General features: G+C 58.6%; 23 protein-coding genes. 9 read left to right on the top strand and 14 right to left on the bottom strand.

The features are described 5' to 3' along the window. The first annotated feature begins 516 nt into the window (after positions 1-516). The 3 genes from H1Y61_RS04735 to H1Y61_RS04725 all read left to right on the top strand — a co-directional run bounded on the left by H1Y61_RS04735 (position 517) and on the right by H1Y61_RS04725 (position 3,475). Positions 517-1,446 (top strand): LysR family transcriptional regulator, encoded by a 930-nt coding sequence (locus tag H1Y61_RS04735; protein ID WP_180573863.1) that lies wholly within the window; start codon positions 517-519, stop codon positions 1,444-1,446. A gap of 206 nt (positions 1,447-1,652) precedes the next feature. Beyond that, the gene (locus H1Y61_RS04730) at positions 1,653-2,312 is read left to right on the top strand and encodes a DUF1007 family protein (RefSeq protein ID WP_180573862.1); all 660 of its coding nucleotides are present in this window, start codon (positions 1,653-1,655) and stop codon (positions 2,310-2,312) included. Continuing rightward, a complete protein-coding gene (locus H1Y61_RS04725) occupies positions 2,306-3,475 on the top strand; it encodes a nickel/cobalt transporter (protein ID WP_180573861.1) in 1,170 nt (389 codons plus the stop codon). The genes H1Y61_RS04730 and H1Y61_RS04725 overlap by 7 nt, the downstream gene beginning before the upstream one ends. Here the strand turns inward: H1Y61_RS04725 and H1Y61_RS04720 are convergent. The 4 genes from H1Y61_RS04720 to H1Y61_RS04705 form a co-directional block, all read right to left on the bottom strand. Then, positions 3,457-3,669, bottom strand: coding sequence for a hypothetical protein (locus H1Y61_RS04720; protein ID WP_087729217.1), 213 nt, complete (start codon positions 3,667-3,669; stop codon positions 3,457-3,459). The genes H1Y61_RS04725 and H1Y61_RS04720 overlap by 19 nt on opposite strands. Then, positions 3,666-4,355, bottom strand: coding sequence for a GNAT family N-acetyltransferase (locus tag H1Y61_RS04715; RefSeq protein ID WP_180573860.1), 690 nt, complete (start codon positions 4,353-4,355; stop codon positions 3,666-3,668). Before H1Y61_RS04715 ends, H1Y61_RS04720 begins: the two co-directional genes overlap by 4 nt. Positions 4,356-4,447: 92 nt before the next feature. After that, positions 4,448-5,152 (bottom strand): tellurite resistance TerB family protein, encoded by a 705-nt coding sequence (locus H1Y61_RS04710; RefSeq protein WP_180573859.1) that lies wholly within the window; start codon positions 5,150-5,152, stop codon positions 4,448-4,450. A gap of 100 nt (positions 5,153-5,252) precedes the next feature. Continuing rightward, positions 5,253-5,891 (bottom strand): 2-dehydro-3-deoxy-phosphogluconate aldolase, encoded by a 639-nt coding sequence (locus H1Y61_RS04705; RefSeq protein ID WP_180573858.1) that lies wholly within the window; start codon positions 5,889-5,891, stop codon positions 5,253-5,255. Between the two features lie 159 nt (positions 5,892-6,050). Here H1Y61_RS04705 and H1Y61_RS04700 point away from each other — a divergent pair, with 159 nt between their 5' ends. The 5 genes from H1Y61_RS04700 to trhO all read left to right on the top strand — a co-directional run bounded on the left by H1Y61_RS04700 (position 6,051) and on the right by trhO (position 9,625). Beyond that, positions 6,051-6,545, top strand: a complete 495-nt coding sequence (locus H1Y61_RS04700; protein ID WP_180573857.1) for a CYTH domain-containing protein — start codon at positions 6,051-6,053, stop codon at positions 6,543-6,545. Continuing rightward, the gene (locus H1Y61_RS04695; RefSeq protein ID WP_180573856.1) at positions 6,523-7,449 is read left to right on the top strand and encodes a CHAD domain-containing protein; all 927 of its coding nucleotides are present in this window, start codon (positions 6,523-6,525) and stop codon (positions 7,447-7,449) included. Before H1Y61_RS04700 ends, H1Y61_RS04695 begins: the two co-directional genes overlap by 23 nt. Before the next feature lie 10 nt (positions 7,450-7,459). Continuing rightward, complete coding sequence (locus H1Y61_RS04690) at positions 7,460-8,158, top strand: helix-turn-helix transcriptional regulator (protein ID WP_174111754.1); 699 nt, start codon at positions 7,460-7,462, stop codon at positions 8,156-8,158. Between the two features lie 68 nt (positions 8,159-8,226). Beyond that, the gene (locus H1Y61_RS04685) at positions 8,227-8,604 is read left to right on the top strand and encodes a VOC family protein (RefSeq protein WP_174111756.1); all 378 of its coding nucleotides are present in this window, start codon (positions 8,227-8,229) and stop codon (positions 8,602-8,604) included. 76 nt (positions 8,605-8,680) lie between these two features. Continuing rightward, on the top strand, positions 8,681-9,625 hold the full coding sequence (gene trhO / locus H1Y61_RS04680; RefSeq protein ID WP_156637448.1) for an oxygen-dependent tRNA uridine(34) hydroxylase TrhO: 945 nt from the start codon (positions 8,681-8,683) through the stop codon (positions 9,623-9,625). A 52-nt stretch (positions 9,626-9,677) separates the two neighbouring features. Here the strand turns inward: trhO and H1Y61_RS04675 are convergent, their stop codons facing one another. The 3 genes from H1Y61_RS04675 to H1Y61_RS04665 form a co-directional block, all read right to left on the bottom strand. Further along, a complete protein-coding gene (locus H1Y61_RS04675) occupies positions 9,678-10,427 on the bottom strand; it encodes an EAL domain-containing protein (RefSeq protein ID WP_180573855.1) in 750 nt (249 codons plus the stop codon). A gap of 113 nt (positions 10,428-10,540) precedes the next feature. Further along, the gene (locus tag H1Y61_RS04670; protein WP_174111762.1) at positions 10,541-10,876 is read right to left on the bottom strand and encodes a hypothetical protein; all 336 of its coding nucleotides are present in this window, start codon (positions 10,874-10,876) and stop codon (positions 10,541-10,543) included. 107 nt (positions 10,877-10,983) lie between these two features. Then, positions 10,984-12,357 (bottom strand): GH1 family beta-glucosidase, encoded by a 1,374-nt coding sequence (locus H1Y61_RS04665; protein WP_180573854.1) that lies wholly within the window; start codon positions 12,355-12,357, stop codon positions 10,984-10,986. A 310-nt stretch (positions 12,358-12,667) separates the two neighbouring features. On the opposite strand from H1Y61_RS04665, the gene H1Y61_RS04660 reads away from it, so the two are divergent. Further along, entirely contained in the window at positions 12,668-13,069 is a 402-nt protein-coding gene (locus H1Y61_RS04660) for a hypothetical protein (protein WP_180573853.1), read from the top strand. A 74-nt stretch (positions 13,070-13,143) separates the two neighbouring features. Here the strand turns inward: H1Y61_RS04660 and H1Y61_RS04655 are convergent, their stop codons facing one another. The 7 genes from H1Y61_RS04655 to H1Y61_RS04625 form a co-directional block, all read right to left on the bottom strand. Next, positions 13,144-14,316 (bottom strand): Gfo/Idh/MocA family protein, encoded by a 1,173-nt coding sequence (locus tag H1Y61_RS04655; RefSeq protein WP_180573852.1) that lies wholly within the window; start codon positions 14,314-14,316, stop codon positions 13,144-13,146. Between the two features lie 203 nt (positions 14,317-14,519). Next, positions 14,520-15,572, bottom strand: a complete 1,053-nt coding sequence (locus H1Y61_RS04650; protein ID WP_180573851.1) for a sugar phosphate isomerase/epimerase family protein — start codon at positions 15,570-15,572, stop codon at positions 14,520-14,522. Between the two features lie 98 nt (positions 15,573-15,670). Next, positions 15,671-16,978, bottom strand: coding sequence for a xylose isomerase (gene xylA / locus H1Y61_RS04645; protein WP_180573850.1), 1,308 nt, complete (start codon positions 16,976-16,978; stop codon positions 15,671-15,673). A gap of 37 nt (positions 16,979-17,015) precedes the next feature. After that, positions 17,016-18,485: a xylulokinase gene (gene xylB / locus H1Y61_RS04640; RefSeq protein ID WP_180573849.1), complete on the bottom strand. Its 1,470-nt coding sequence runs from the start codon at positions 18,483-18,485 to the stop codon at positions 17,016-17,018. Positions 18,486-18,521: 36 nt separating this feature from the next. Next, entirely contained in the window at positions 18,522-19,562 is a 1,041-nt protein-coding gene (locus tag H1Y61_RS04635) for a LacI family DNA-binding transcriptional regulator (RefSeq protein ID WP_180573848.1), read from the bottom strand. A gap of 240 nt (positions 19,563-19,802) precedes the next feature. Then, positions 19,803-21,380 (bottom strand): DHA2 family efflux MFS transporter permease subunit, encoded by a 1,578-nt coding sequence (locus H1Y61_RS04630; RefSeq protein ID WP_180573847.1) that lies wholly within the window; start codon positions 21,378-21,380, stop codon positions 19,803-19,805. 50 nt (positions 21,381-21,430) lie between these two features. Beyond that, positions 21,431-22,696, bottom strand: coding sequence for an HlyD family secretion protein (locus H1Y61_RS04625; protein ID WP_235680832.1), 1,266 nt, complete (start codon positions 22,694-22,696; stop codon positions 21,431-21,433). Positions 22,697-22,794: the final 98 nt, after the last annotated feature.

Genomic DNA, 22,794 nt, shown 5'->3' with positions numbered 1-22,794 from the left:
GAACCCAAAAGTTCCGGATGGACAAAGTGCGCCGAGACCTCGCTCGAAACCAGTCGGTGGAGACACTGGTACCGTACGAACGCTCTAACGCGGGCGATGGATCAACGCCCTCTTGCCTGAGAGCATCAATCCGCTTTGTCTGCCATGGATTGGTAGGGGAACCCGACCGCACTTCCGGCAATGATGGTGTGCCTCTTCAGTGACCCCGGCTGATGGAAAGCCGGCAGAGACTAGAAAGGCCCGCACCGTCGTTGCTTCAAGGTGTCCTCGCATTTCCCGGTTGGCCGGGATAACGACTGGAGGGGTTAATTCCAGGTACCTTACCGATTTCCTCACCACATCGAGGATCGGCGGACACCCACAGGCACGTGCGACTTTGGGCAAGACGGAGATAAGAAAACTCGCCGTCATAATCAAGCGGTTTTTGCAAGCCCGCTTCATTTTTTTATGTGTTTTATTATTGAACGAAGTGAGACTATTGTTCACCACCCATCAAAACAATCCGAAGAGGCCCTCTTGGACACCCTGACCCGCATCCGCGCTTTCATCGATGTCGTTGAAGCGGAAGGCTTTTCTGCCGCCGCCCGCAAGACCGGGCGCTCCAAGGCGCTGCTGTCAAAATATGTCCGCGAGCTGGAGGATGAATTGGGGGCACTGCTTCTCAATCGCACCACACGGCAGTTTTCGATGACCGAGGCCGGTCACACCTATTATCGCAGCGCCGCTGACATCCTGAAAGAGATCGACAATCTGGCCGATCTGGTGCGCGAGAACAATGTCGGCATCAGCGGCAAGATTCGCATCACCGTGCCGCGCAGCTTCACCGATGCCGAAGTCGGTCAATCGCTGATCGATTTTGCCCTGCAACACCCCGATCTTTCCATCGAGATCGTTGCCGAAGACCGGTTCGTTGACTTGATCGAGGAAGGCTTCGACTTAGCCATCCGCGTCACCAAACTGGAAGATTCGGGGATGATCGCCCGCAAGCTGGCGGATTTCAGAAGTTATGCCTGCGCCAGCCCGGTTTTTCTGGAGAAATATGGTCCCCTCACCCATCCGCAGGATCTGTCCAGGGTGCCGGTGCTGATCGACACCAATACGCGCGGACACAACAGCCTGCGCCTGCGCCAGCCGGATGGCGAGGCCTTTACCGTGAATATTTCCGGGCCGCTGGAGGTCAATAGCCCGCAGACCACGTTGCGCGGCGCGCTATCGGGCCTCGGCATCGCCCTCTTGCCGGATTTTGTCGCCCGCAGACATATTGAAAGCGGCGCACTGATTTCGATCTTCGAGGATTACATGCCCTCCGGCAGCGGGATCTATGCGGTCTATCCGCATCGCCGCTACCTGCCCGCCAAGGTCCGCGCGTTGGTTGATTTCATGCACAATTGGTTCAAACGCAATGGCACATGCCAGCCCAAGCAAGGAACGCCACCTTCGGAGTGACACAGGCCGGGCGCCGTTTCATCTCAGAATGCCCTCTTCACTTTTCCAAGGCAAAAGTCAGCGGCCCTATTTCCGTCCTATTGCTTGGCCACCACAGACCGTGAATATAAATGCGATGCGTCCATGCGACGCCGACAACACAGCGCGTCCTCTATGTTTCCAATGGCTCGCTGTCGCATTCAATATATGCAGCGGTTAGGGCGCAGATGAACATAGCTAGACCTTTTCTTCTCGCCGGTTTTCTTGTTGCAGGCTTTGTGGGCATGTCGGTGCCCGCGGCTTTTGCCCATCCGCATGTCTTCGTCCAGGCCCGGCTGGAAGTGGTGGCGGGAGCGGACAATACCATCAAGGAATTGCGCAATACCTGGCGCTTCGACGAGGTGTTTTCCTCCAGCGTCATGCTGGATTTCGACAAGAACGGCGACCTGAAGCTCGACCATAGCGAGTTGCAGGATATCGCCAATACGATCAGAAGCTCGCTTGGCGACTATGGCTATTTCACCTTCATCAGTGCCAGCGGCGCGACCGTCAAGGTCGCCAAGCCGCAGGTGTTCAACGCCGATTATAAAGACAATCAATTGCTGGTGTTCTTTATCGTCAAGCCGGAAAAGCCCATTCCGATCAAGGGCAATCTCAGCTTCGGCGTCCATGATCCGACCCTCTATACCGCCATCGACTTCAAGCAGGACAGCGACATCGTCGAGACCGGCGATGCGCTGAAGAAATGCAAGCGCACCGTGGTCCGGCCCAATCCCGATGACGTGATCAAGCAGAACCAGGCCAGTCTGACCGAAGCCTTCTTCAACGATCCGACCGGCACGGATATGGGCAAGCTGTTTGCAACGAGGCTCGACCTGGCATGCTGACGCCGACGCAATATAGACGGGCTTCAAGCACAACCCTTCTCGTAGCAGTCGCTCTTGCCGCGACACTCCCCGCTACACTGGCCCATGCAGGCTCGCCGCTTGGCATCGGCACCGCCGAGCCGTCCTTTCAGATGGACGGACCGCTGGCGGGTGTGATGTTGTGGATCAACACCCATCAACAGGCTTTCTACCGGGCGCTGACCGAGGCGCTGCGCGGTATGCGCGACGATCCGCACCAGCTCTGGGTATTAATCGGCCTGTCCTTCGCTTACGGGGTGTTTCATGCCGCAGGCCCCGGCCACGGCAAGGCGGTGATCTCGTCCTATATGGTTGCCAATGAGCTGGAGCTGAAGCGCGGTATCGCCATTTCCATCGCCTCGTCGATTTTGCAGGCCATCGTCGCCATCGTCACTGTCGGTGTGATGTTCCTCGCCCTGCGCGGCAGCGGCATCACGCTGACGCGGGCAACCGATGCCATGGAAGCCGCCAGTTTCGCGCTGGTCGTCGCCTTCGGGGTCTGGCTGCTGGTGCGCAAGCTGAGCGAGATTTTCCGGCATCGCCAGCCTGTGCCGGTCCTTGCATTTTCCGGCGGGAGTGCTGGCGACATATCATCTGGCAGCGTGACATCCGGCTTGTTCGATGCGCCGCAGCCGGGAGGGGCAAAATCCGCCTCGTCTTCAAGTTCTGCATCGCTGAAAGGAACTGGCCTACGGTTCCAGGCCGATGCAGCCGAGAGCGACCGTCACATACCGCGTGAGGGCGAAATCTGCGTGGATTGCGGCCGCAGCCATCTTCCGTCGCCAGCCATGGTCGGTGCCGAGCATTTCAGCGTCAAGGAAGCCTGGTCGGCCATTGTCGCCGTTGGCCTTCGCCCCTGTTCCGGCGCGCTGCTGGTCATGACTTTCGCCATGCTGAACCAGCTTTACTTAGGCGGCATTCTGTCGGTCTTCGCCATGGCAGTGGGAACCGCGATCACCGTCTCGGCGCTCGCCATCGCCGCTGTCGGTGCCAAGGGCCTGGCGGTGCGGCTGGCGGGCCAAGGCTCCCATACCGCCTACCGCGTCGGCCTTGCCATCGAGATCGGCGGCGCGCTGTTCATCATCCTGGTCGGAAGCCTGTTGTTGGCCGCCTCCCTGCAAGGCTATCACCTGTCATCCGGGTGACGGCGCTGATAGCGCGCGCGGAGCCAGAAGATCAGGAAGAACGACAAAACCACCAGAGAGCCGACCGCAGCCGCAAGAAGCGGGGAAAACTGCCCGATCCACAGGACCAGATTGGGCAGGAACACCATGGCCAGCCCAAAGCCGAGAATGATCAGACCAGCAGCAATCGCCGAATTTTTATCGCGTGGACTCATGTCGCAGACCTCAAAGCGGCGCGAATATCCTCAAGCCGCTGTTTCTGATGGCCGTCGGCATCGAAATTGTCAGGATCAAGCCAGCCGTCGAACCCGGCTTTAACGAGGGGCCAATCGGTATCAATGATCGAGAACCAGGCCGTATCGCGGTTCTTTCCCTTGGAAATCATATGCTGGCGAAACACGCCCTCGAATGTGAAGCCGTAGCGGCGCGCCGTGGTCTTGCTCGGCTCGTTGTCATTATGACATTTCCACTCGTAGCGCCGGTAGCCCAGATCCTCGAACACATGTCTCGCCAGAAGATAATGCGCTTCGCTCGACAGCGGTGAGCGTTTCATTGCCGGGCCGTGCGCGACCGATCCAACCTCGACCACGCCGTTTTTTGGATCCGGCCGCATCAGGCTGGCCATGCCAACAATGGACCCATCAGCCTTAGAGCGGAAAATATGAGTAATCAGGCTGCCGCTGGCATTGGCACCCTCCAGCCAGTCGCCGAAGACCTCGACACCGGAAAAATCATCATTGGGAAAATAGCGAAGCGCCTGGTTAACCGCATCGCCACCGCCAAGCCCGGACCACAGGGCCGACAGATGCTGCTCACGGACAAAGGGCTCGACCAGCACATAGCGGCCCTCAAGCCGCACTGGAGCTGGCGCCGCAACGCGATAGGTCTTCAGATCCTGCATGATGCCCCCCTGTTCGTCTCACGTCAGGATTATGCCAGCAGGCCCGTGAAGGCAACGGCGATTTCCGCCGTTGCTTTTGTTGTGCATGGGTCTCAGCCAGCCGGCTGCTCAACCTTGGCCGCTGCCACCGTCGCCTCGATATGGTCGATCAACCCATCGGCAAGCCCAAGGCGCCCGGCCAGCAGATCGAGATAGCCACGCTCGGCGCGGGTATCGGGATTGATGGTCAACCGCGAGGCCGTATAGAGCTCGACCTTCTGCTCCTCGGTGCGGGCAGCAGCCACCAGCGCGTCGAGATCGGTCGGATTGTCGAGTTCTGCACGAATAAAGGCCTCCGCCTCATCCCCGAGTTCCTCGACATGCAGTTTTTCCATGATATTGGCGCGCTCGCCTTCGTCGATATGGCCATCGGCCTTCGCCGCGGCGATCATCGCCTTGATCAGGTTGAGCGCGAAATCATTGCTGAGCGAGGTTGCCGGATCAAAGCCGGAATTTTCCGGTGGGGCGGGCAGTTCCGGCAGGGCGCGCAACTCTTCCGGGGCCTTGCCGGACTGGTAATTGCGATAGGCGCGGTAGCCGAGACCGGCTACCAGCGCCAGACCGCCAACCTTCAGCGCGCCTCCGGCCAGCGATCGTCCGGTCTTGGTGCCGAGCAGCACGGATACCAGCGCGCCGGTCTTCCAGGGATTGGACTTGGCATAGCTTGCGGCGTCATCACCCCTCTTGCGAACAGAGCCGCCGATGCCCGGGATCTGCGATCCCAGAAACTGCGTGAGGAGCTTTTTGGCGTCGATCATTCTCTTCTCCCTGATAATTCGGATGAGCAAGAGATAGGAACGCCCGCGCCTTTTCCCAAGACGCGGGCGTCAAATTACGACATATGCCGCCGCTTGTAGTTCAGCCTTTCAGCGCGCAGGCCTCAACGGCCAGCTTGGTAATGCCGGCCCAATCGCCCGCAGCGACCAGTTCTTTAGGCGCCACCCAGGAGCCGCCGACGCAGACGACGTTTGGCAGCGACAGATAATCACGGGCATTCTTGAGTGAAATGCCGCCTGTCGGGCAAAACAGCGTGCCTGCCAACGGCGAAGACAGTGATTTCAGATAGGCCGCCCCCCCCGCCTGTTCGGCGGGGAAGAATTTCAGCACTTCATAGCCCTTTTCGCGCAGGGTCATCACTTCGCTGGCCGTGGCCGCACCCGGCAGCAGTGGCACATCGGACCCGGCGGCAGCCGCCAGCAATTCCGGCGTGGTGCCGGGGCTGACGATAAACTGCGACCCGGCTTTCAGCGCGGCCTCGAAATGGGCAGGGTTGAGAATGGTCCCGGCACCGGCCACAGCCCCTTCGACCTCGGCGGCCACCCGCGAAATCGCTTCCAGCGCAGCTGGCGTGCGCATGGTGATTTCAATGGCTTTCAGCCCACCGGCCACCAGCGCCCGCGCCAGCGGCACGACGGTTTCGACGTCGTCGATGATCAGCACGGGAACAACTGGCTGAAGCTTGAGCACCGCCAACAATCTGTCCGTCTTCGCAGTCATGAACATACCTTTCAAACGATTAGATGCTCCTGATTAGCGCGTGAAAACTGCCCTGTCGAGGCAAATGCGCGCAGCAGCAATTCAAGGATCGATGGAACTATTGTCAAACCGGCGTCATACTATAGAGTGAAATCGATTTTAACATGACGGAAAGCAGCCATGGCAAAGGAAATCGAAAGAAAATTCCTGGTCCGCACAGACACTTGGCGTCAGCATGTCAGCAAATCCAGCAGTTTTCAGCAGGGCTATATCCTGTCGGGGGCAGATCGTTCCGTGCGGATTCGCATCCGCGACCGGACGGATGCGCTGCTGACCATCAAGATCGGTCATGTTGGCCTCAGCCGTGATGAATTCGAATATGAAATCCCGCTCGCCGACGGGTTGGAAATGATCGACAAAGCCCAGGGCAACGTCATCGAAAAAACCCGCTATAACGTTGAATATGGCGGCTATCTCTGGGAAGTCGATGTGTTCGCTGGCGCGCATGCCGGGCTTGTGGTGGCCGAGGTCGAACTTGAAAATGACTGCGAAGACCCACCGCTGCCGCCTTGGGTCGGACGGGAAGTCACCGGCGACGGGCGCTATTCCAACCAATGGCTGGCAACCTCGACGCCACAGACGGAAAGGCGCAATGGCCTATCGCTTAAGGCCTGACCTGAAGACAGGCACCGCCATTGCCGGGATGCTGGGCGCGCTTTTGCAGGCTGCCGCAGCCGATCTTGATAGGGGCGCCGAAGCCCAGGCCGACGAGCGGGATCGGGCCGTTCATCTTGCTCGCCGCAAACTGAAGCGCGCCAGAGCCCTCTACCGGCTGATCGCCCCGGCCATTACCGATCTGCGTCGCCGGGAAAACCGGCGGCTAGGCGTTATTGCCCGCAGCCTTTCAGCACTTCGCGACGCTGCCGCATTGCTGGAAAGTGTCGAGGCGCTTCAAGAAGCAACCCTGAGCGATGAAGAAGCCGATGCCCTGCAACAGGCGTGGTCACTCCTGTCCAATCGCCATGAACGGCTGTCGGCCAGTCTGGAGGCAGGCCAGAGCGCAGTGATGCGCGATGCGGCAGACGGCTGCCGTGAGGCGGCAGATGTCGCCATGGGGATTGAGTTCAACGACCGGCCCGCCAAGGTCGCCCGGATATTTGCCAAGGCCTGGGCCAAGACCTTCAAGCGCGCCGAAGCAGCCATTGCCGCCTGCCACGACGCCAGCGAGGCGGAAAGCTACCATGCGCTGCGCAAGGCCACCCAGACCTATTGGATGCATCTTTCCCTGCTGCGTGATCTCTGGCCAAGCGCCATGCAGATGAAACGCAGCGCCGCCAAGCAGCTGGCCGATCTGCTGGGCCATGAAAACGACCTTTCGGTGCTGACCTCGGTGCTGGATGAAGACTCAAGCCTGTTTGCTGGCGGCGAAACATTGTCCCATCTGCTCGCCATCATCATCCGCCAGCAGCAAGCCCTGCGTCGGCAAGCACTTGAGGCGGCGGATGCATTGTTTGCCGACGGCCCAGACCTTGAACCAGCCGTCATCGAGGCGCTGTGGCTGCGGACCGCAGCGCAATAGGCGGCAGTTGATGACCCGATCCGAGCGTCTTCTTTCCCTGCTGCAAATCCTGCGGCGCTATCGCCGCCCGGTGACCGGACAGGTATTAGCCGAAGAACTGGGCGTCTCCATCCGCACGCTCTACCGCGACATTGCCACGCTCCAGAGCCAGGGCGCCGGTATCGAGGGAGAGGCCGGTCTTGGCTATGTGCTGCGTCCGGGCTACATGCTGCCGCCCCTGATGTTCAGCCCACAGGAAATCGAAGCGCTGGTGCTTGGTTCCCGCTTTGTCGCACAACGAACCGACCAGCATCTGGCCTTTGCCGCCCGCGACGCGCTTGCAAAAATCACCGCCGTGCTGCCCGACGAACTTCGCCGCAGCCTTGAGGATAATAGTCTGCTGGTCGGGCCAAGCGATAGAGCAGCGGGGCAGCTTCCGGCCGATCTCAGCCCGTTTCGGCAAGCGATCCGCGCAGAACATGTGCTGCATATCGTCTACCGGGATGGAAAAGGGGTGGCGAGCAACCGCGATATCTGGCCCTTCGCCCTGACATTCTTTGAAGGCGCACGGATCTTGCTGGCCTGGTGTACGCTGCGCGATGACTTCAGACATTTTCGCTGCGACCGCATTGGGGAGTGCAAGACACTCGCTCTGCGCTACCCGGTGCGTCGAGCCAGCCTGCTGAAACGATGGCGCGAACATAACGCTATTACAGATCGGATTTTTTAAACACTCCTGCCATTTTTTGGCAGCAGGCTGGGTTACAAATCGGGCGTCAACCTGAAGGAGACGCTCTCATGACAGCCACCTCGACCCCGAAAATGACCATTCTTTACGTCGATACACCCGAGACAAGCGCCCATTTCTATCAGCAGGTCTTCGGTCTTGCGCCCGTCGAATTATCGGCGACATTTGCCATGTTCGCGCTGCCGGGCGGGTTCATTCTCGGCCTCTGGTCTCGCCACACCGTTGAGCCTGCGGCAAGCATCGCTGGCGGTGGCTGCGAACTGGCCATCCGGGCCGATACGGCTGCGGATGTTGATGATCTCCACACGCAATGGCAAGCGCTTGGCGTGCCCATGCTGCAAGCACCGACCGATATGGAGTTCGGGCGGACTTTCCTCGCCACCGATCCAGACGGCCATCGGATTCGCGTCTTCAACCCACCGGCATGACTTGACGAAACTCAAAGCGTGGTGTGCCTGCTGAAATTCGTTGATTCCCGGCGGCATTGGCAGTATTTCGCACGCCATGACAGACGATCTTCAAAATCCTCGCCATGAAGAGGGCGGCGCATTCTGTGTGGCCGCGCTCTATCATTTTGCGTCCTTCGCGCGGTTCGAAAGTTTTCGCGAGCCGCTCGATGCGCTCTGCAAGGCGCAGGGCGTCAAGGGTACCTTGCTTTTGGCCCATGAAGGCATAAATGGCACGATTGCCGGCACGGATGCGGGCATTGCCACGGTGCTGGCCTATCTGCGCGCCCAGCCGGAATTTGCCAGCCTTGAGCACAAGGAAAGCCGGGCGTCGAAAATGCCGTTCGTGCGCATGAAAGTGAAGCTGAAAAAAGAGATCGTCACCATGGGGGTCGAGGATATCGACCCCAACAAGATCGTTGGCACCTATGTCGATCCCAAGGACTGGAACGCGCTGATTTCCGATCCGGACACCATCGTCATCGACACCCGCAACGATTATGAGACCGCGATCGGCATTTTCCGGGGTGCAGTTGACCCCAATACCAAGACCTTCCGCGAATTTCCCGATTGGGTGAAAAACAATCCCGGCCTGCATAACAAGCCGAAAATCGCCATGTATTGCACCGGCGGCATCCGCTGCGAAAAGGCAACGGCCTTCATGAAGCAACAAGGCTTCGAAGAGGTCTACCATCTGAAGGGCGGCATCCTGAAATATCTGGAAAACGTGCCGGAGGAAGAAAGCCTGTGGGACGGCGCCTGTTTCGTATTCGACGAGCGCGTGTCCGTGACACACGGATTGAAGGAGGGCGACCACCAGCTCTGCCACGCCTGCCGCAACCCGATCACACCCGAAGAACTGTCCTCGCCCTATTACGAGGCAGGCGTATCGTGCAGCCATTGCTATGAGACCCGCACGGAAGAAGACCGGGATCGCTATCGCCAACGCCAGAAACAGATTGCGCTGGCCAAGCAGCGCGGCGAACGGCATATCGGCGGCTGATCCGGGATCTGTGAGGCAGCACTTGCCGCCACACGTCCAAGCATAAGGACTGTCACGACAGGAGCGCAAGATCCGGTTGATCGAACCGTTCAAACGCTGGGCGGGCGAGCAGATAGCCTTGAATATAGGGCACGCCCATATCCTTCAACACATCCAGCTCTTCCTTGGTCTCGACCCCTTCACACAAGGGCAGAATGCCGAACTCGGTCAGCATGGCCAGCGTATGGCGCAACACGATCCGCTTGGCGCGATCCTGATCAATACCGCGCACCAGTTCCATATCCAACTTGACGATATCGGGCTGAAATTTCGCCAGAAGCGTCAACCCGGCATGGCCCGCGCCAAAATCGTCAATCGCTGTCTTGAAGCCAATGCTGCGATAGGTTTTCAGAATGTTGAGCAGATGATCGGTATCGATCCGCTCGTTTTCAGTAAATTCAAACAGAATTCGATCCAGGGGAAAGCCGACCCGTTCAGCGGTTTTCAGCGTCAGGCGAATACAGGCACGCGGCTCGTAAACGGCATTGGGCATGAAATTGATGGACAGCTTTGCCGTTGACGTCTCCGGTAGCAAGGACGCCGCCAGTTCAATGGCTTTGACCCGGCAACTCTGATCAAAGGCATAGCGGTTGTGCGTGTTGATACCGGCCATGACCGTGGCTGCACCGGCACCGTCCGTGCCGCGCACCAACGCCTCATAGCCAAACACGGCACCATCACGCATATCAACGATCGGCTGAAAAGCCATGGAAAACGGGGCATCGAACGCCGTCCCGTCCCGGCAACCCGCACATGACGTCATCCAGATCTCCCGTTTAAAACTCAGCGCAATTCTACTCTGAAATCTTGAAGAATTCACTTCCGCTAAAAAATCCGAAAAATACGGCGGGGATGAGGGCGCGGCTATACCAATCGCTATTTCCGATGCTGTTTCTTGATCGTATCGATCTCATACATCAGCGCCCGAAAGGCAATGATCGCCTCGTTATCGGCCAGTTTTTCATCCGTGAGCAGCGGCTCCAGCTGTTCGATCACCACGCGCAGAGCGTCTTCGATGCGGCCAAGCTGCTTGCCGTAGCTGGCCACATTCATCAATATATCCTTCTCCGCCTCGGGATTGGTCGAGGGGCCGACATCGATATTGAACGTGACCAAACTGGCCTGCCCGACCTGGGTCGGACTATAGACCCAGGTCCATGGATTGATCGCCTGAGTGACATTGCCTGACAGCGGCAGCTGTACCCGTCCCATATGCATTCCCCCTTTTGGTCATCGCAACCTGAGAGGGAAGTTTGATTTATTGCGTCGCAATAAGCAAGAGCGCGGCGAACCAAGAGTCACAGAGGGCCAGATTGCAATCATTCGGCGCTGTGGTTGCCTTTCGGGAATTCGCCAGCAAGCGCGCTATACCATTTGCCGCTGTTCTTCAGCGTGCGAACCTGCGTGTCGTAATCGACATGTACAAGGCCGAACCGCATGCGGTAGCCTTCTGCCCATTCGAAATTATCCATAAGGCTCCAGGCGAAATAGCCGCGCATGGGGATGCCCTCGGCGATCAGATCGGCAATCACACCCAGATGTTCGGCGTAATAATCCAGCCGTGGCTGGTCATCCACCTCACCCTCGACCACCTCCATATTATAGCAGGCACCGTTTTCGGTGATGTAGCAGACCGGCAGCGTGTAGCGGTCGTAGAGCGTTTCCACCAGAGACTTCAGCGCCGGGGCATAGACTTCCCAGCCGATATCGGTCTTGACTGGTGAGACTGGAGGCGCGTCCACTGTGGCGGGGAACTCGGCGCCCTCAGCCGGATTGTCGGCAACCCGCATCGGCGTGTAATAATTCAGGCCCCACCAGTCGAGTTTCTGGGAGATGATGTCGAGATCGCCATCCTCGATGACAGGCATGCGATTGCCAAGGGAGGCCATGAATTCCGCCGGATATTCGCCCTTGAAGACCGGATCGAAGAAAGCGCCATTGTGAAACTGATGGGCGCGTTCAGCGGCGGCCTGATCAGCCGCACTCTGCGAGCCGGAGATAACCGAATGGGCATTCAGCACCAGACCCGCAGGCACATGCGGCGCGACCTGCCGGATGGCATCAATGCCCAGCCCATGGGCGAGATTGGTATAGTGCAAGGCATGCAGCGCTGCCTCCATATTGCGCTCACCCGGCGCATGCACGCCGTAGAGATGGCTAAGCCAGACCGAGCACCACGGCTCGTTAAACGTCGCCACGGCATCCAGCCGGTCGCCCAGCCGCGCCATCACCAGCTTGGCATAGCGCTGGAAGGCATAGGCCGTAGAGCGCGCCGTCCAGCCGCCATCGCCCATCAGCGCCAGCGGCAGATCCCAATGGTAGAGCGTCGCATAGGCCTTGATGCCACGATCTTTCAAGCCATCGACCAGCTTGTCGTAAAAATCCAGCCCCGCCTCATTCACCCGGCCCGTGCCATCAGGAATAATGCGCGGCCAGGCAATGGAAAAGCGATAGGCGGAAACCCCCATCTCCTGGATCAGGTCGAGATCCTGTTGCCAGCGATTGTAATGATCGCAAGCCATATCGCCATTATGCCGCTCAAACACCCGGCCCGGCATGTTAGAAAACGCATCCCAGATGCAGGGCTTGCGCCCATCTACCTTGGTCGCCCCTTCAATCTGGTAGGCGGCCGTGGCCACACCAAACAGGAAATCGCCGGGGAAGCGGGCGGCAAGGGCTTTCGGGTCGGTCATCGGGAACCTTTCGGCACTTAAGCGTGAATAAATAGGAGGTATGCAGGTCTTACAGTCTATCCAATAATCGCCGCTGGCCGTCTGCAAATGACAATTTCTGCGCTTCCCGTACTCACGTACATTAAGTACGCTCCGTTCCGGTTCTCGAAATCACCATTTTCGCCAGGCCAGCAGCAATTCTTGAACAGACTGTTAACGCAGTTGCGCCTGGAACGCCACGGACGAAAGATAACTCACCGTAACCACTCCTTATGTTGTATTGCCAATAGAAAAATGCTACTTAGAGATGCATTAATTGGGGGATACATTTATGAAAACAGCTTTTATCAATTTTCTCTGCGCGGCGACATTCAGCATGGCGCTACCCGCCACGGCCAACAGCGCCACTCTTGTCTACACCGAGAACCAAACCACGATAAGCTATAGCGTTAACTGGACATCAGGCATGACCGTTGAACAAGCCATGCAAACGGCTGGTCCCGACTATGTCACAGGATGGTCGCATCAATATAGCGGCAACTCCCTGCTGATGGTTCTCGCCACCGGAACGTTTCCGGCCACGCCATCAACCACAGATGGGAAGCTAGGCACACCATACTGGTTGCTCTGCGTCGATAGTAAACCTGCCAGCACGGGCATGACCCAGCAAACGATCCCGAGTTCAACCTCCGAAGTGAAATGGATTTGGACGTCCCAATACAAATGCAAGTAGGTTGACCCGGCTACGCCGCACTTCAACCGATTGAAGAATGCCAAGGGCCGCTTCCACGGCCCTTGGCATTCGATTCATACCCTCACCCAAGCCCCGTTCTGCTTCGACGACTGAATACACGCCGTCACAAAAGCCACCCCCTTCACCCCATCATCCACCGTGGGATAGACCGCATCAGGATCAACCGCCGCGCCGGTTCTCGCCGCTTGGATGGCGTGGGCGGCTTCTGTATAGATGGTGGCGAAGGCTTCGAGATAGCCTTCAGGATGGCCACCGGGAATGCGGGTGACGCGGGCCGCTGCCCCGCCGGCCCCCGCACCGCCACGGGTGATCAGCTGTTTCGGTTCGCCAAGCTTGGTATACCAGAGGTAGTTAGGGTCGGCCTGTTTCCACTCAATCCCGGCTTTTGTGCCGTAGATACGCACTTTCAAGCCGTTTTCATTGCCGGTTGCTACCTGGCTGCACCATAACAACCCCTTGGCGCCGCCTTGGAAACGCAGCATCACATGGGCATTGTCATCCAGCCTGCGGCCTTCGACAAAGGTGTGCACATCGGCGGCGAGTTCTGCCAGTTCCAGCCCGGAAATGAAGCTGCCGAGGTTATAGGCGTGCGTACCGATATCGCCGGTCGAACCGCCGACGCCCGATTGGGCCGGGTCGGTGCGCCAGACGGCCTGCTTGGCGCCGGTCTGCTCTACCGGTTCCGCCAGCCAATCCTGCGGATATTCCATCTGTACCAGCCGGATCTCTCCCAACTCGCCATTTTGCACCAGTTCACGGGCATGGCGCACCATGGGATAGCCGGTGTAATTGTGGGTGAGGATGAACAGGGCCTTGGCCTTGTCGGCAACCTCTTTCAGCTTTTTGGCGTCGTCCAGATTGGAGGTCAGTGGCTTGTCGCAGATCACATGGATGCCGCGTTCCAGAAAGGCTTTCGCCGCCGGGTAATGCATGTGATTGGGCGTGACGATAGACACGGCCTCGATCCCATCCGGGCGCCCCGCCTCTATCTGCGCCATTTCTTCAAAAGAGCCGTAGCAGCGGGCGGGATCAAGCCCCAGATCCCGGCCCGAGGCCAGGGATTTTTCCGGCGTGGAGGACAAAGCTCCCGCCACAAGATCGTAATGATCGTCGAGCCTTGCCGCCATGCGGTGGACCGCGCCAATAAACGCGCCCTGCCCGCCCCCCACCATGCCGAGGCGGATTTTCGCGGCGCGTTGCTCGGATTTGCTTGCTTCGATTGTCATTGGAATTTCCTCATCAAGATTCGTAGAACTCAGGGTACCCCCCTCTGTCACTCCCGTGACATCTCCCCCTCAAGGGGGGAGATTGGCCGCAAACCTTGCTATTTTGATCATCAAGTCGCCGACATCTCATCACTCGATCTCCCCCCCTTGAGGGGGAGATGCCCGGCAGGGCAGAGGGGGTATCACCGCGAATGCAAGGATATTTACAGTCCCAGCATTCGCCGGTTAGCCGCCTTATCCGTGCCGCTGGCGGCGAAATCGTCAAAGGCGTGCTCCGTCACCCTGATAATATGGGCCTTGACGAATTCTGCCCCTTCGCGCGCACCATCTTCTGGGTGTTTCAGGGCGCATTCCCACTCGACCACGGCCCAGCCATCGAAATCATTGGCCGCCATTTTTGAGAAGATCGCGCCGAAATCCACCTGTCCATCCCCCGGCGAACGGAAGCGCCCGGCGCGGTTGACCCAGGATTGGTAGCCACCGTAAACGCCCTGTCGGCCATTCGGATTGAACTCGGCATCCTTGACGTGAAACATCTTGATCCGGTCTTTGTAGATGTCGATATTGTCGAGATAATCGAGGCATTGCAGCACGTAATGCGAGGGATCGTAGAGCATGTTGGCGCGGGAATGGTTCTTCACCCGCTCCAGAAACATCTCGAAGGTCACGCCATCGTGCAGGTCTTCGCCGGGATGGATCTCGTAGCAAACATCGACGCCCTGCTCGTCGGCGTAGTCGAGAATGGGCAGCCAGCGCTTGGCCAGCTCGTCAAATGCGGTTTCCACCAGACCCGCGGGGCGCTGCGGCCATGGGTAGATAAACGGCCACGCCAACGCACCGGAAAAAGTGGCATGTGCCTTGATGCCGAGATGGCGTGAAGCTTTCAGCGCGTATTTCACCTGTTGTACAGCCCATTCCTGCCGGGCCTTCGGGTTGCCACGCACTTCCGGGGCAGCGAAACCGTCAAACGCCTCATCATAGGCCGGATGCACTGCCACCAATTGGCCCTGCAAATGGGTGGACAGCTCGGTAATCTCGACGCCATTGGCGCGGGCCACACCGGCCAGTTCGTCACAATAATCCTTGGATTCAGCGGCTTTTTTCAGGTCGATCAACTGGCTGGCCCAGGTCGGAACCTGCACGCCGAGATAGCCTTTTTCGGCGGCCCATTTGGTAATGCTATCCCAGGAATTGAATGGCGCGGCATCACCGGCAAACTGGCCCAAAAACAAGGCGGGGCCTTTGATCGTCTTCATTATGCATCTCCTCCAAAATGATACTGAAACGTTGCAGTAGATCTAGCAAAGAAAACCGGCGGGGAAAACCTCTTTCCCCGCCGAGGACCTAAAGTTGATTAAACGTAGCGATTGACGACGTTTTCCAACAATTCCTGCTGACCGGACACCGGCTGCGGATTGATATTTTCGCCTTCAACCCGGGCAGCAATGCTTTCCAGCGTGCCACTGGCCAGCATGGCCTTAGCGGTTTCGTTGTTCCAGCCTGCGTAGCGGTTGGCGAGCGGTGCCGACAGCGCCTTGTCTTCCACCATTTTCGCCGCTGCCTTCAAGCCACGGGCGCAGCAATCCATACCGCCGATATGGCCGATCAGCAGATCCGCCGGGTCGATGGACTGGCGGCGCAGCTTGCTATCGAAATTGGTGCCGCCGGAGGTAAAGCCACCCGCCTGCAGAACCTGATAATAGGCCAGCGCCATTTCCGGCACGTTATTGGGGAACTGGTCGGTATCCCAACCGGATTGATAGTCGTTGCGGTTCATGTCGATGGAGCCGAAGATGCCCAGCGCATTGGCCAGTGCCAGTTCATGCTCAAACGTATGACCGGCCAGAATGGCATGGCCCTGCTCGATATTGACCTTCACTTCCTTCTCCAGACCATAAGTCTTGAGGAAGCCGTAGACGGTGGCCACATCATAATCATACTGATGCTTGGAAGGCTCCTGCGGCTTCGGTTCGATCAGAATCGCGCCCTTGAAGCCGATCTTGTGCTTGTATTCCACCACCATGTTGAGGAAACGGCCCATATGGTCGAGTTCCTGTTTCAGGTCGGTGTTGAGCAGGGTTTCATAGCCTTCACGGCCACCCCACAGCACGTAGTTTTCGCCACCAAGCTTCTGGGTGGCATCCAGGCAGGTTTTTACGGTTGCGGCGGCAAAGGCAAAGACGTCAGGGTCCGGGTTGGTCGCCGCACCCGACATATAGCGGCGATGCGAGAACATGTTGGCCGTCCCCCACAGCAGCTTGACGCCGGTATCGGCCTGCTTTTGGGCAAAGTAATCGACAATCTCATTCAGATTTCTGGTATTTTCCGCAAATGACGCGCCTTCAGGACGCGCATCCGCATCATGGAAGCAGTAGTAAGGCGTGCCGAGCAACTGGAAGAATTCAAAGGCCACATCGGCCTTCAGCTTGGCAGCATCCATCGAATCCTTGAACCAGGGACGCTCAAACGTATTGCCGCCGAACGGGTCGGTACCCGGCCAGACAAAGGTGTGCCAATAGGCCACGGCAAAGCGCAGATGGTCTTCCATCCGCTTGCCCATCACCACTTCATCGGGGTTATAGTGGCGGAAGGCCAGCGGATTGGTGCTGTCAGGGCCTTCATATTTGATCTTGGTGATGTCGCCGAAAAAGCCTGTGCTCATGGGTTTTCCTCCTGATGTTAAAGGTTTTCTGTTGTTTTCAATGGGCCAGCTTGATGGGACCCAATTGCTTGATGGCCGGATAGAGCGCGCGGTAGCGCTGATAAGCGTCCTCGTAGCCGTCGCGCAAAGCCGCCACCGGCTCGATGGTCGCCTCCGTCGGCGGGGCTGAGCAAACGGCGAGCGGATCGGCACCGGTTGCGGCAATCAACCCCAGACGGGCAGCGCCAAACGCCGCGCCAAAATCACCATCGGCTGGAATATCGACGGGAATGCCAAGCGTGGTGGCAATCGACGCCAGCCAATAGCGCGAGCGGGAGCCGCCGCCGATCGCCGTGACCCGTGACAGTGACGTTCCAGCCGACTTCAGCGCTTCAAGACTGTCCCTGATGGCGAAGGACACGCCTTCCAGCACGGCCTGGGTGAGAACAGCACGACCGGATTCGTGGCCGAGACCAATGAACGCGCCCCGGATTTCGGCATCGTTATGGGGCGTGCGCTCGCCCGAGAGATAAGGCAGGAAGGTCACGCCGGTCGGGGCTTTGAGGTCTTCGCCAAGCTCATGGGTCAGATCTCCGGCAGGCTTGCCGCTGACACCGGAATACCAGTTCAGCGCGTCCGTGGCCGACAGGATTACGCCCATCTGGTGCCAGGTATTGGGAAGCGCGTGGCAAAAGGCATGCACGGCGCTTTCCGGCTTTGGCAGATAGGAGGCATTGGCGGCAAACAACACCCCGGATGTGCCAAGCGACACGAAGGCATGGCCTTCCGCCACCGTCCCCATGCCGCAAGCAGAGGCCGCGTTGTCCCCCGCCCCGCCGGCAACGATGACACCGGCAGTCATGCCCCAATCAGCCACCAATTCGGCCCGCAACCGGCCCGCCTCGGCAGTGCCTTCGACCAGTCCGGGCATGTGCTCTTCGCCGAGATCGGTGGCGGCGAGAAGCGCGCTCGACCAGGCGCGCTTGCCAGTATCGAGCCAGGAGGTACCAGCCGAATCCGACATCTCCGACAGATATTCACCTGTCAGCCAGAGCCGCAGATAATCCTTGGGCAGCAGCACTTTTGCCACCCGGCCAAAAATCTCCGGCTCATTCTCCCTCACCCAGGCCAGCTTCGGCGCGGTAAAGCCGGGAAAGACAATATTGCCGGTCAGCGCGCGAAAACGCGGATCGGCATCCAATGCTGCGGCTTGTTTGAAGGAGCGGGTGTCGTTCCACAGAATGCAGGGCCGCAAGACGTCGCCTTGCGCATCGACCAGCGTTGCCCCATGCATATGGCCGGAAAGACCAATGCCTTTGACGGCGGCAAGCTCACGGGAAAACTGCGCTTTCAGCCCGGCAATGGCCTCCTGCGTCGCCCTGATCCAATCCGACGGCGCCTGCTCCGACCAGCCGGAATGCGGGCGTGAGACGGTCAGCGCGCCATTGGCCGAGCCAATCACCGTCTGGTCCGCGTCGATCAACATCGCCTTGACGCCCGACGTGCCAAGATCCAATCCGAGATACATGAGAAGCCTCCCTATCCTGCCTGTTATCGCTGCCTGTTATCGCTGTTCTTGCTCTGGCAGATTGTCTTTGAGAAATATGTCGAGACGAATACGTTCCTGCGCCGCCAACACAGCCGCACCATCGGCCTTGGCCTTCAGCACCCGGATGGCGCTGCGCACTTCATGGCCGGCGTCCTGGTTCAACACCGCATCGATCAGCCCGGAGATCAGTGCCGCTCTCGTCACCGGTGTCAATTCATGGGCGACCACCAGGGGGCGATGGCCGGCATCCAGCCGTTCCAATGCAGCGATCAAGCCGCGATTGCCTGCACCCAGACTGTAGAGGCCTGTTATATCCGGCGATTGCGAAAACAGATCGTGCAGCAGGGTTTCGACATGATGCGGATCGTCACGGCCTTCCAGCACCGGCAGCAAGGTCAATTGCGGAAATTCAGCAGCCATCACAGCGCGAAACCCCTCGAACCGGTCGCGGTGGTCGCGCACCAGCATCGACCCGGCGACAATTGCAATGGTCCCTTGCCGTCCGCCGGTAAACCGGCCAAGCAGGCTGGCTGCCGTGCGCCCGGCGGCACGGTTGTCTATGCCGACAAAATGGTCGCGCTCGGCACCGCTGAGATCCGAGACCAGTGTCACCACCGGTATGCCAGCAGCACGCAACCGCGCGACCGCCGCAGCTACGTCCGGCGCATCCACCGCCACCACGGCCACACCAGCGGGTTGGCATGCGGCAGCATCGTCCAGGGCCGCAACCAAAGATGCGGCATCGAAAGCCGCAACATCGATAATATCGATGCGGGTTCGCTCCATGCCAGCTCGGCTGGCGGCGTCGAGCACTTGCAGGCGCAGACCGCACATAAAGGAATTGTCATTGGCCGGCAGGATGAAGATGAAAGGATAAATCCGGCCTTTGGCCAGATTGGCAGCCGCCAAATCCCGAACATAGCCGAGCATGCCGACGGCGCTTTCCACGCGGGCGCGGGTCGAAGCACTGACGCCGGTGCGATTGTTCAAAACCCGGTCCACCGTCGCCAAACTGACGCCCGCCTGTGCCGCAATGTCATGAACCGTGGGTTTCATACACACATCTCTCCGTCAGGATCTGACCTTTATCCCATGGCCCCGCCTCCGTAAATCATTTTCTGATGTACGTACATCAGAAGCGCACAAAAAAAGGCCGCCTGTTGAGGGCGGCCAAGTTTTCTGCGGTGGATCGCGGGAACTAATGGTCAGGTAAAAACCTCTACCTAACCAGAATGACGGGGGGTCTTTTACCCGACGAAGACTTGACTTGCTTTCTCTGGCGGAAAGTCAAATCAATTAGTGCGCCGCATCGGCGGGCACGGCACCTTCAGGTTTTTTTATCATCGTTGAAAGTGCCGTTAGCGCAATAAACAAGATTGTGATCCCTAAAAATACATCCATAAAAGCCATGATCCAGGCCTGCTGGTTGACCATGCCGGACAGCTTTTTCAAGGCTGCATTATCACCATCAAGACCATGAAACGCGTAATTGGACGAAAGCGTTTCGAGCCAGTTCATCGCCGCTGGCTTGCTCCAGGTCACATGTTCGACCATGCGTGCATAATGCTCGTCCGTGCGCCGGGTCAACAGTGTGTTGATGATCGCCAGCCCGACGGCACCACCGAGATTTCGTGTCAGATTGTAGAGGCCGGACGCATTTTTGATCCGCTCGGGAGGAAGAGTGCCAAGGGCAATATTGTTGATCGGAACCATGCACGTCATCAATGCGCAGCCACGCAAGATTTGCGGCACCAGCAAATCGTAAAAATCCCAGTCAGCGGTCATACCCGTGACCATATAGGTGCCGAGCGCAAAACTGGTAAAGCCGCAGGCCATCATTAGTCGCGGGTCCATTTTCGTGGACAATATGCCAGCAAGCGGCGCTGTCAGGAACATCGCAAGGCCGGAAACAAACATTGTTTCGCCGATCATCAGACTGTCATAGCCGCGTACGCGTGACAGATAGAGCGGATAGAGATAGGTCAAGCCATAGAGGCCCATACCCATGACGAAGGAAAACAGCGATCCGAAGGCAAAATTTCGATTGGAAAAAGCCCTGAGATCGACCACTGGCTGCTCGAACGTAAAGGCCCGGTAGAAGAACACCACCCCACCCAAAGTCATCAGCAGAGCGCCCCAAACAATGCGCTCGTCGTTAAACCAGTCCTTGTTATTGCCCTCTTCGAGAACATATTCCATCGCGCCCAGGAACAGCGCCATGGAAAACAGGCCCCACCAATCGAACTTTGCCAGCAGCGATCTGTCTGGCTTGTCGAAGTCCACGAATGTCCAGACCACGAGCGTAACGATAATGCCGGGAAACACGTTGATCAGGAAGAGCCAGTGCCATGACATGGCATGGCTAATATAGCCGCCAACCGTCGGACCGATGGTGGGCGCGAGCGTCGCGACAAGGCCGATGATCGGCGAAACAATGCTGCGTTTGGAGGGCGGAAAAATCGTAAACGCCGCCGCGAAAACCGAGGGAATCATGCCGCCGCCAATAAAACCCTGGATGGCGCGGTAGATGATCATCTGCTCGATATTGGTGGCGGTCGCCGCCATGGCGCTGGCAATGGTGAAACCAGCCGCCGCACAGGAAAACAGCACCCGGGTCGACATGATCCGTGCCAGCATGCCCGACAGCGGGATCATGATCACTTCCGCAATCAGGTAGGATGTCTGTACCCAGGAGACTTCCTCAGAACCGGCCCCAAGACCGGCCTGGATTTCGGAAAGCGATGCCGAGACGATCTGGATGTCGAGGATGGCCATGAACATGCCGAACACCATCGCCAGAAAGCCGATGATATCGCGCCTGCTCAGCGTTTGCGGAACCGCGCCCGGTCCGACCGTGCTTGCATTGTCCGTCATGATCCTGCCTCGAAATCCGTGCCTTGCCGTACTTTTTACTTAGCGGCGTGTTACTTCGCGTCAGGTGCCTTGGGCGCGGTGCGGGTGTCGACATCGACCACAACACTCAGACCTGCCCGCAGATAACCCTTGTCGAGCACGTCCTGCGGAATGGAGATCCGGACCGGAACCCGCTGGATAACCTTGGTGAAATTGCCCGTGGCGTTTTCCGCCGGCAGCATGGAGAAAATCGAACCGGAACCTGCGGCAATCGATACAACTGTCCCTTCAACGTCATGCTCGTCATAGGCATCCACATGCACCCGCACCTTGGAACCCGGCACGATACCGGAAAGCTGCGTTTCCTTGAAGTTGGCATCGATATAGAGACGGCCAATGGGCACCAGCGAGGCAAGCCGCTTGCTGCTAGACACGAGATCGCCGACCTGAACGGCCAGATTGCCGATCACACCGTCATAAGGCGCGCGCAGCACAGTGAAATCCAGATCGCGCTGGGCCTTTGCAACCACCGTTTCTTCCGTCAGCACACCAGCCTGCGCCTCGGCTTTCTGGGCCTTGAGGACAGCAATGCTTGAAACGGAGGAGGCAACGGCGGCGACCGCCGCATCCACATTGGCCTGGGCGACGGCAAGGGTCGAGGTTGCCGTGTCCAGCTCCGACTGAGACATCACGGACTGAGCCCGCAAATCCGTGACGCGCTTGAAGGACAATTGCGCTGTACGCAATGTCGCCTCGGCGGATGCCTGCTGTGCCTTGGACTGCTGAAGAGCCGCTTCGCCGCCCTGCACCTGCGCCTCGATACGGTCAACCGTCAATTTCTGCGTGGCGAGTTGGCTCTTGGCCTGATCGAGCGCAATGCGATAATCGCCGTCATCGAGCGTGGCGATCACGTCGCCCTTCTTAACATGATCGTTGTCAGTCACCGAGACCGACTGGACATAGCCGGTCACCTTCGGGGTGATCACCGCGATATCGCCGCCAATATAGGCGTCGTCGGTGGAGATCATGAACCGGCCCTCGGTCCAGTAATTATAGCCGTAATAGCCCGCACCCGCCAAAACGGCCAGCGCGATGACCGGCAGCGCAAAGCTGCGGCGCTTCTTCGGCGGGGCCTGGCCTGCGGCGGGCGCCACCTTCGCGGCAGGCGATGCGGTTTCAGCCCGCGCCTTGGCGTCGCGCGCCGTGGAGTCACCTGTCACCGGATCGGAACCGGCCTCGCCGGTCACGCCTTCATCCAAGGCGGAACGCTCCTGATCGACCGATTGATCCTGTGCATCGACGGCGCGGATGGCGCCCTTTCTGGGAGAAACAGACATAACGTCACCATACAGCAAAAGGCGGAAACAATCGAACGGAACCGTTCGGTTCGATTTGACATAGGCCAATTCATACCGCATATCAAGAGAACAAACGA

This window comes from Agrobacterium vitis (assembly GCF_013426735.1).
GTDB classification, from domain to species: domain Bacteria; phylum Pseudomonadota; class Alphaproteobacteria; order Rhizobiales; family Rhizobiaceae; genus Allorhizobium; species Allorhizobium vitis_D.
The sequence above is the reverse complement of the archived record's forward strand: the minus strand, read 5'-3'. Positions and strand labels throughout refer to the sequence as shown.

Excerpts from the sequence above, each read along its gene's own strand:
- H1Y61_RS04670 (WP_174111762.1), bottom strand. The coding sequence starts at position 10,876 with ATGGGACGGGTACAGCTGCCGCTGTCAGGCAATGTCACTCAGGCGATC.
- H1Y61_RS04695 (WP_180573856.1), top strand. The coding sequence starts at position 6,523 with ATGGCCTATCGCTTAAGGCCTGACCTGAAGACAGGCACCGCCATTGCC.
- H1Y61_RS04675 (WP_180573855.1), bottom strand. The coding sequence starts at position 10,427 with ATGACGTCATGTGCGGGTTGCCGGGACGGGACGGCGTTCGATGCCCCG.
- H1Y61_RS04665 (WP_180573854.1), bottom strand. The coding sequence starts at position 12,357 with ATGACCGACCCGAAAGCCCTTGCCGCCCGCTTCCCCGGCGATTTCCTG.
- H1Y61_RS04635 (WP_180573848.1), bottom strand. The coding sequence starts at position 19,562 with ATGAAACCCACGGTTCATGACATTGCGGCACAGGCGGGCGTCAGTTTG.
- H1Y61_RS04660 (WP_180573853.1), top strand. The coding sequence starts at position 12,668 with ATGAAAACAGCTTTTATCAATTTTCTCTGCGCGGCGACATTCAGCATG.
- H1Y61_RS04650 (WP_180573851.1), bottom strand. The coding sequence starts at position 15,572 with ATGAAGACGATCAAAGGCCCCGCCTTGTTTTTGGGCCAGTTTGCCGGT.
- H1Y61_RS04720 (WP_087729217.1), bottom strand. The coding sequence starts at position 3,669 with ATGAGTCCACGCGATAAAAATTCGGCGATTGCTGCTGGTCTGATCATT.
- H1Y61_RS04625 (WP_235680832.1), bottom strand. The coding sequence starts at position 22,696 with ATGTCTGTTTCTCCCAGAAAGGGCGCCATCCGCGCCGTCGATGCACAG.
- H1Y61_RS04725 (WP_180573861.1), top strand. The coding sequence starts at position 2,306 with ATGCTGACGCCGACGCAATATAGACGGGCTTCAAGCACAACCCTTCTC.
- H1Y61_RS04685 (WP_174111756.1), top strand. The coding sequence starts at position 8,227 with ATGACAGCCACCTCGACCCCGAAAATGACCATTCTTTACGTCGATACA.
- H1Y61_RS04655 (WP_180573852.1), bottom strand. The coding sequence starts at position 14,316 with ATGACAATCGAAGCAAGCAAATCCGAGCAACGCGCCGCGAAAATCCGC.
- xylA (WP_180573850.1), bottom strand. The coding sequence starts at position 16,978 with ATGAGCACAGGCTTTTTCGGCGACATCACCAAGATCAAATATGAAGGC.
- trhO (WP_156637448.1), top strand. The coding sequence starts at position 8,681 with ATGACAGACGATCTTCAAAATCCTCGCCATGAAGAGGGCGGCGCATTC.
- H1Y61_RS04630 (WP_180573847.1), bottom strand. The coding sequence starts at position 21,380 with ATGACGGACAATGCAAGCACGGTCGGACCGGGCGCGGTTCCGCAAACG.
- H1Y61_RS04690 (WP_174111754.1), top strand. The coding sequence starts at position 7,460 with ATGACCCGATCCGAGCGTCTTCTTTCCCTGCTGCAAATCCTGCGGCGC.
- H1Y61_RS04700 (WP_180573857.1), top strand. The coding sequence starts at position 6,051 with ATGGCAAAGGAAATCGAAAGAAAATTCCTGGTCCGCACAGACACTTGG.
- H1Y61_RS04705 (WP_180573858.1), bottom strand. The coding sequence starts at position 5,891 with ATGACTGCGAAGACGGACAGATTGTTGGCGGTGCTCAAGCTTCAGCCA.
- H1Y61_RS04710 (WP_180573859.1), bottom strand. The coding sequence starts at position 5,152 with ATGATCGACGCCAAAAAGCTCCTCACGCAGTTTCTGGGATCGCAGATC.
- H1Y61_RS04715 (WP_180573860.1), bottom strand. The coding sequence starts at position 4,355 with ATGCAGGATCTGAAGACCTATCGCGTTGCGGCGCCAGCTCCAGTGCGG.
- H1Y61_RS04730 (WP_180573862.1), top strand. The coding sequence starts at position 1,653 with ATGAACATAGCTAGACCTTTTCTTCTCGCCGGTTTTCTTGTTGCAGGC.
- xylB (WP_180573849.1), bottom strand. The coding sequence starts at position 18,485 with ATGTATCTCGGATTGGATCTTGGCACGTCGGGCGTCAAGGCGATGTTG.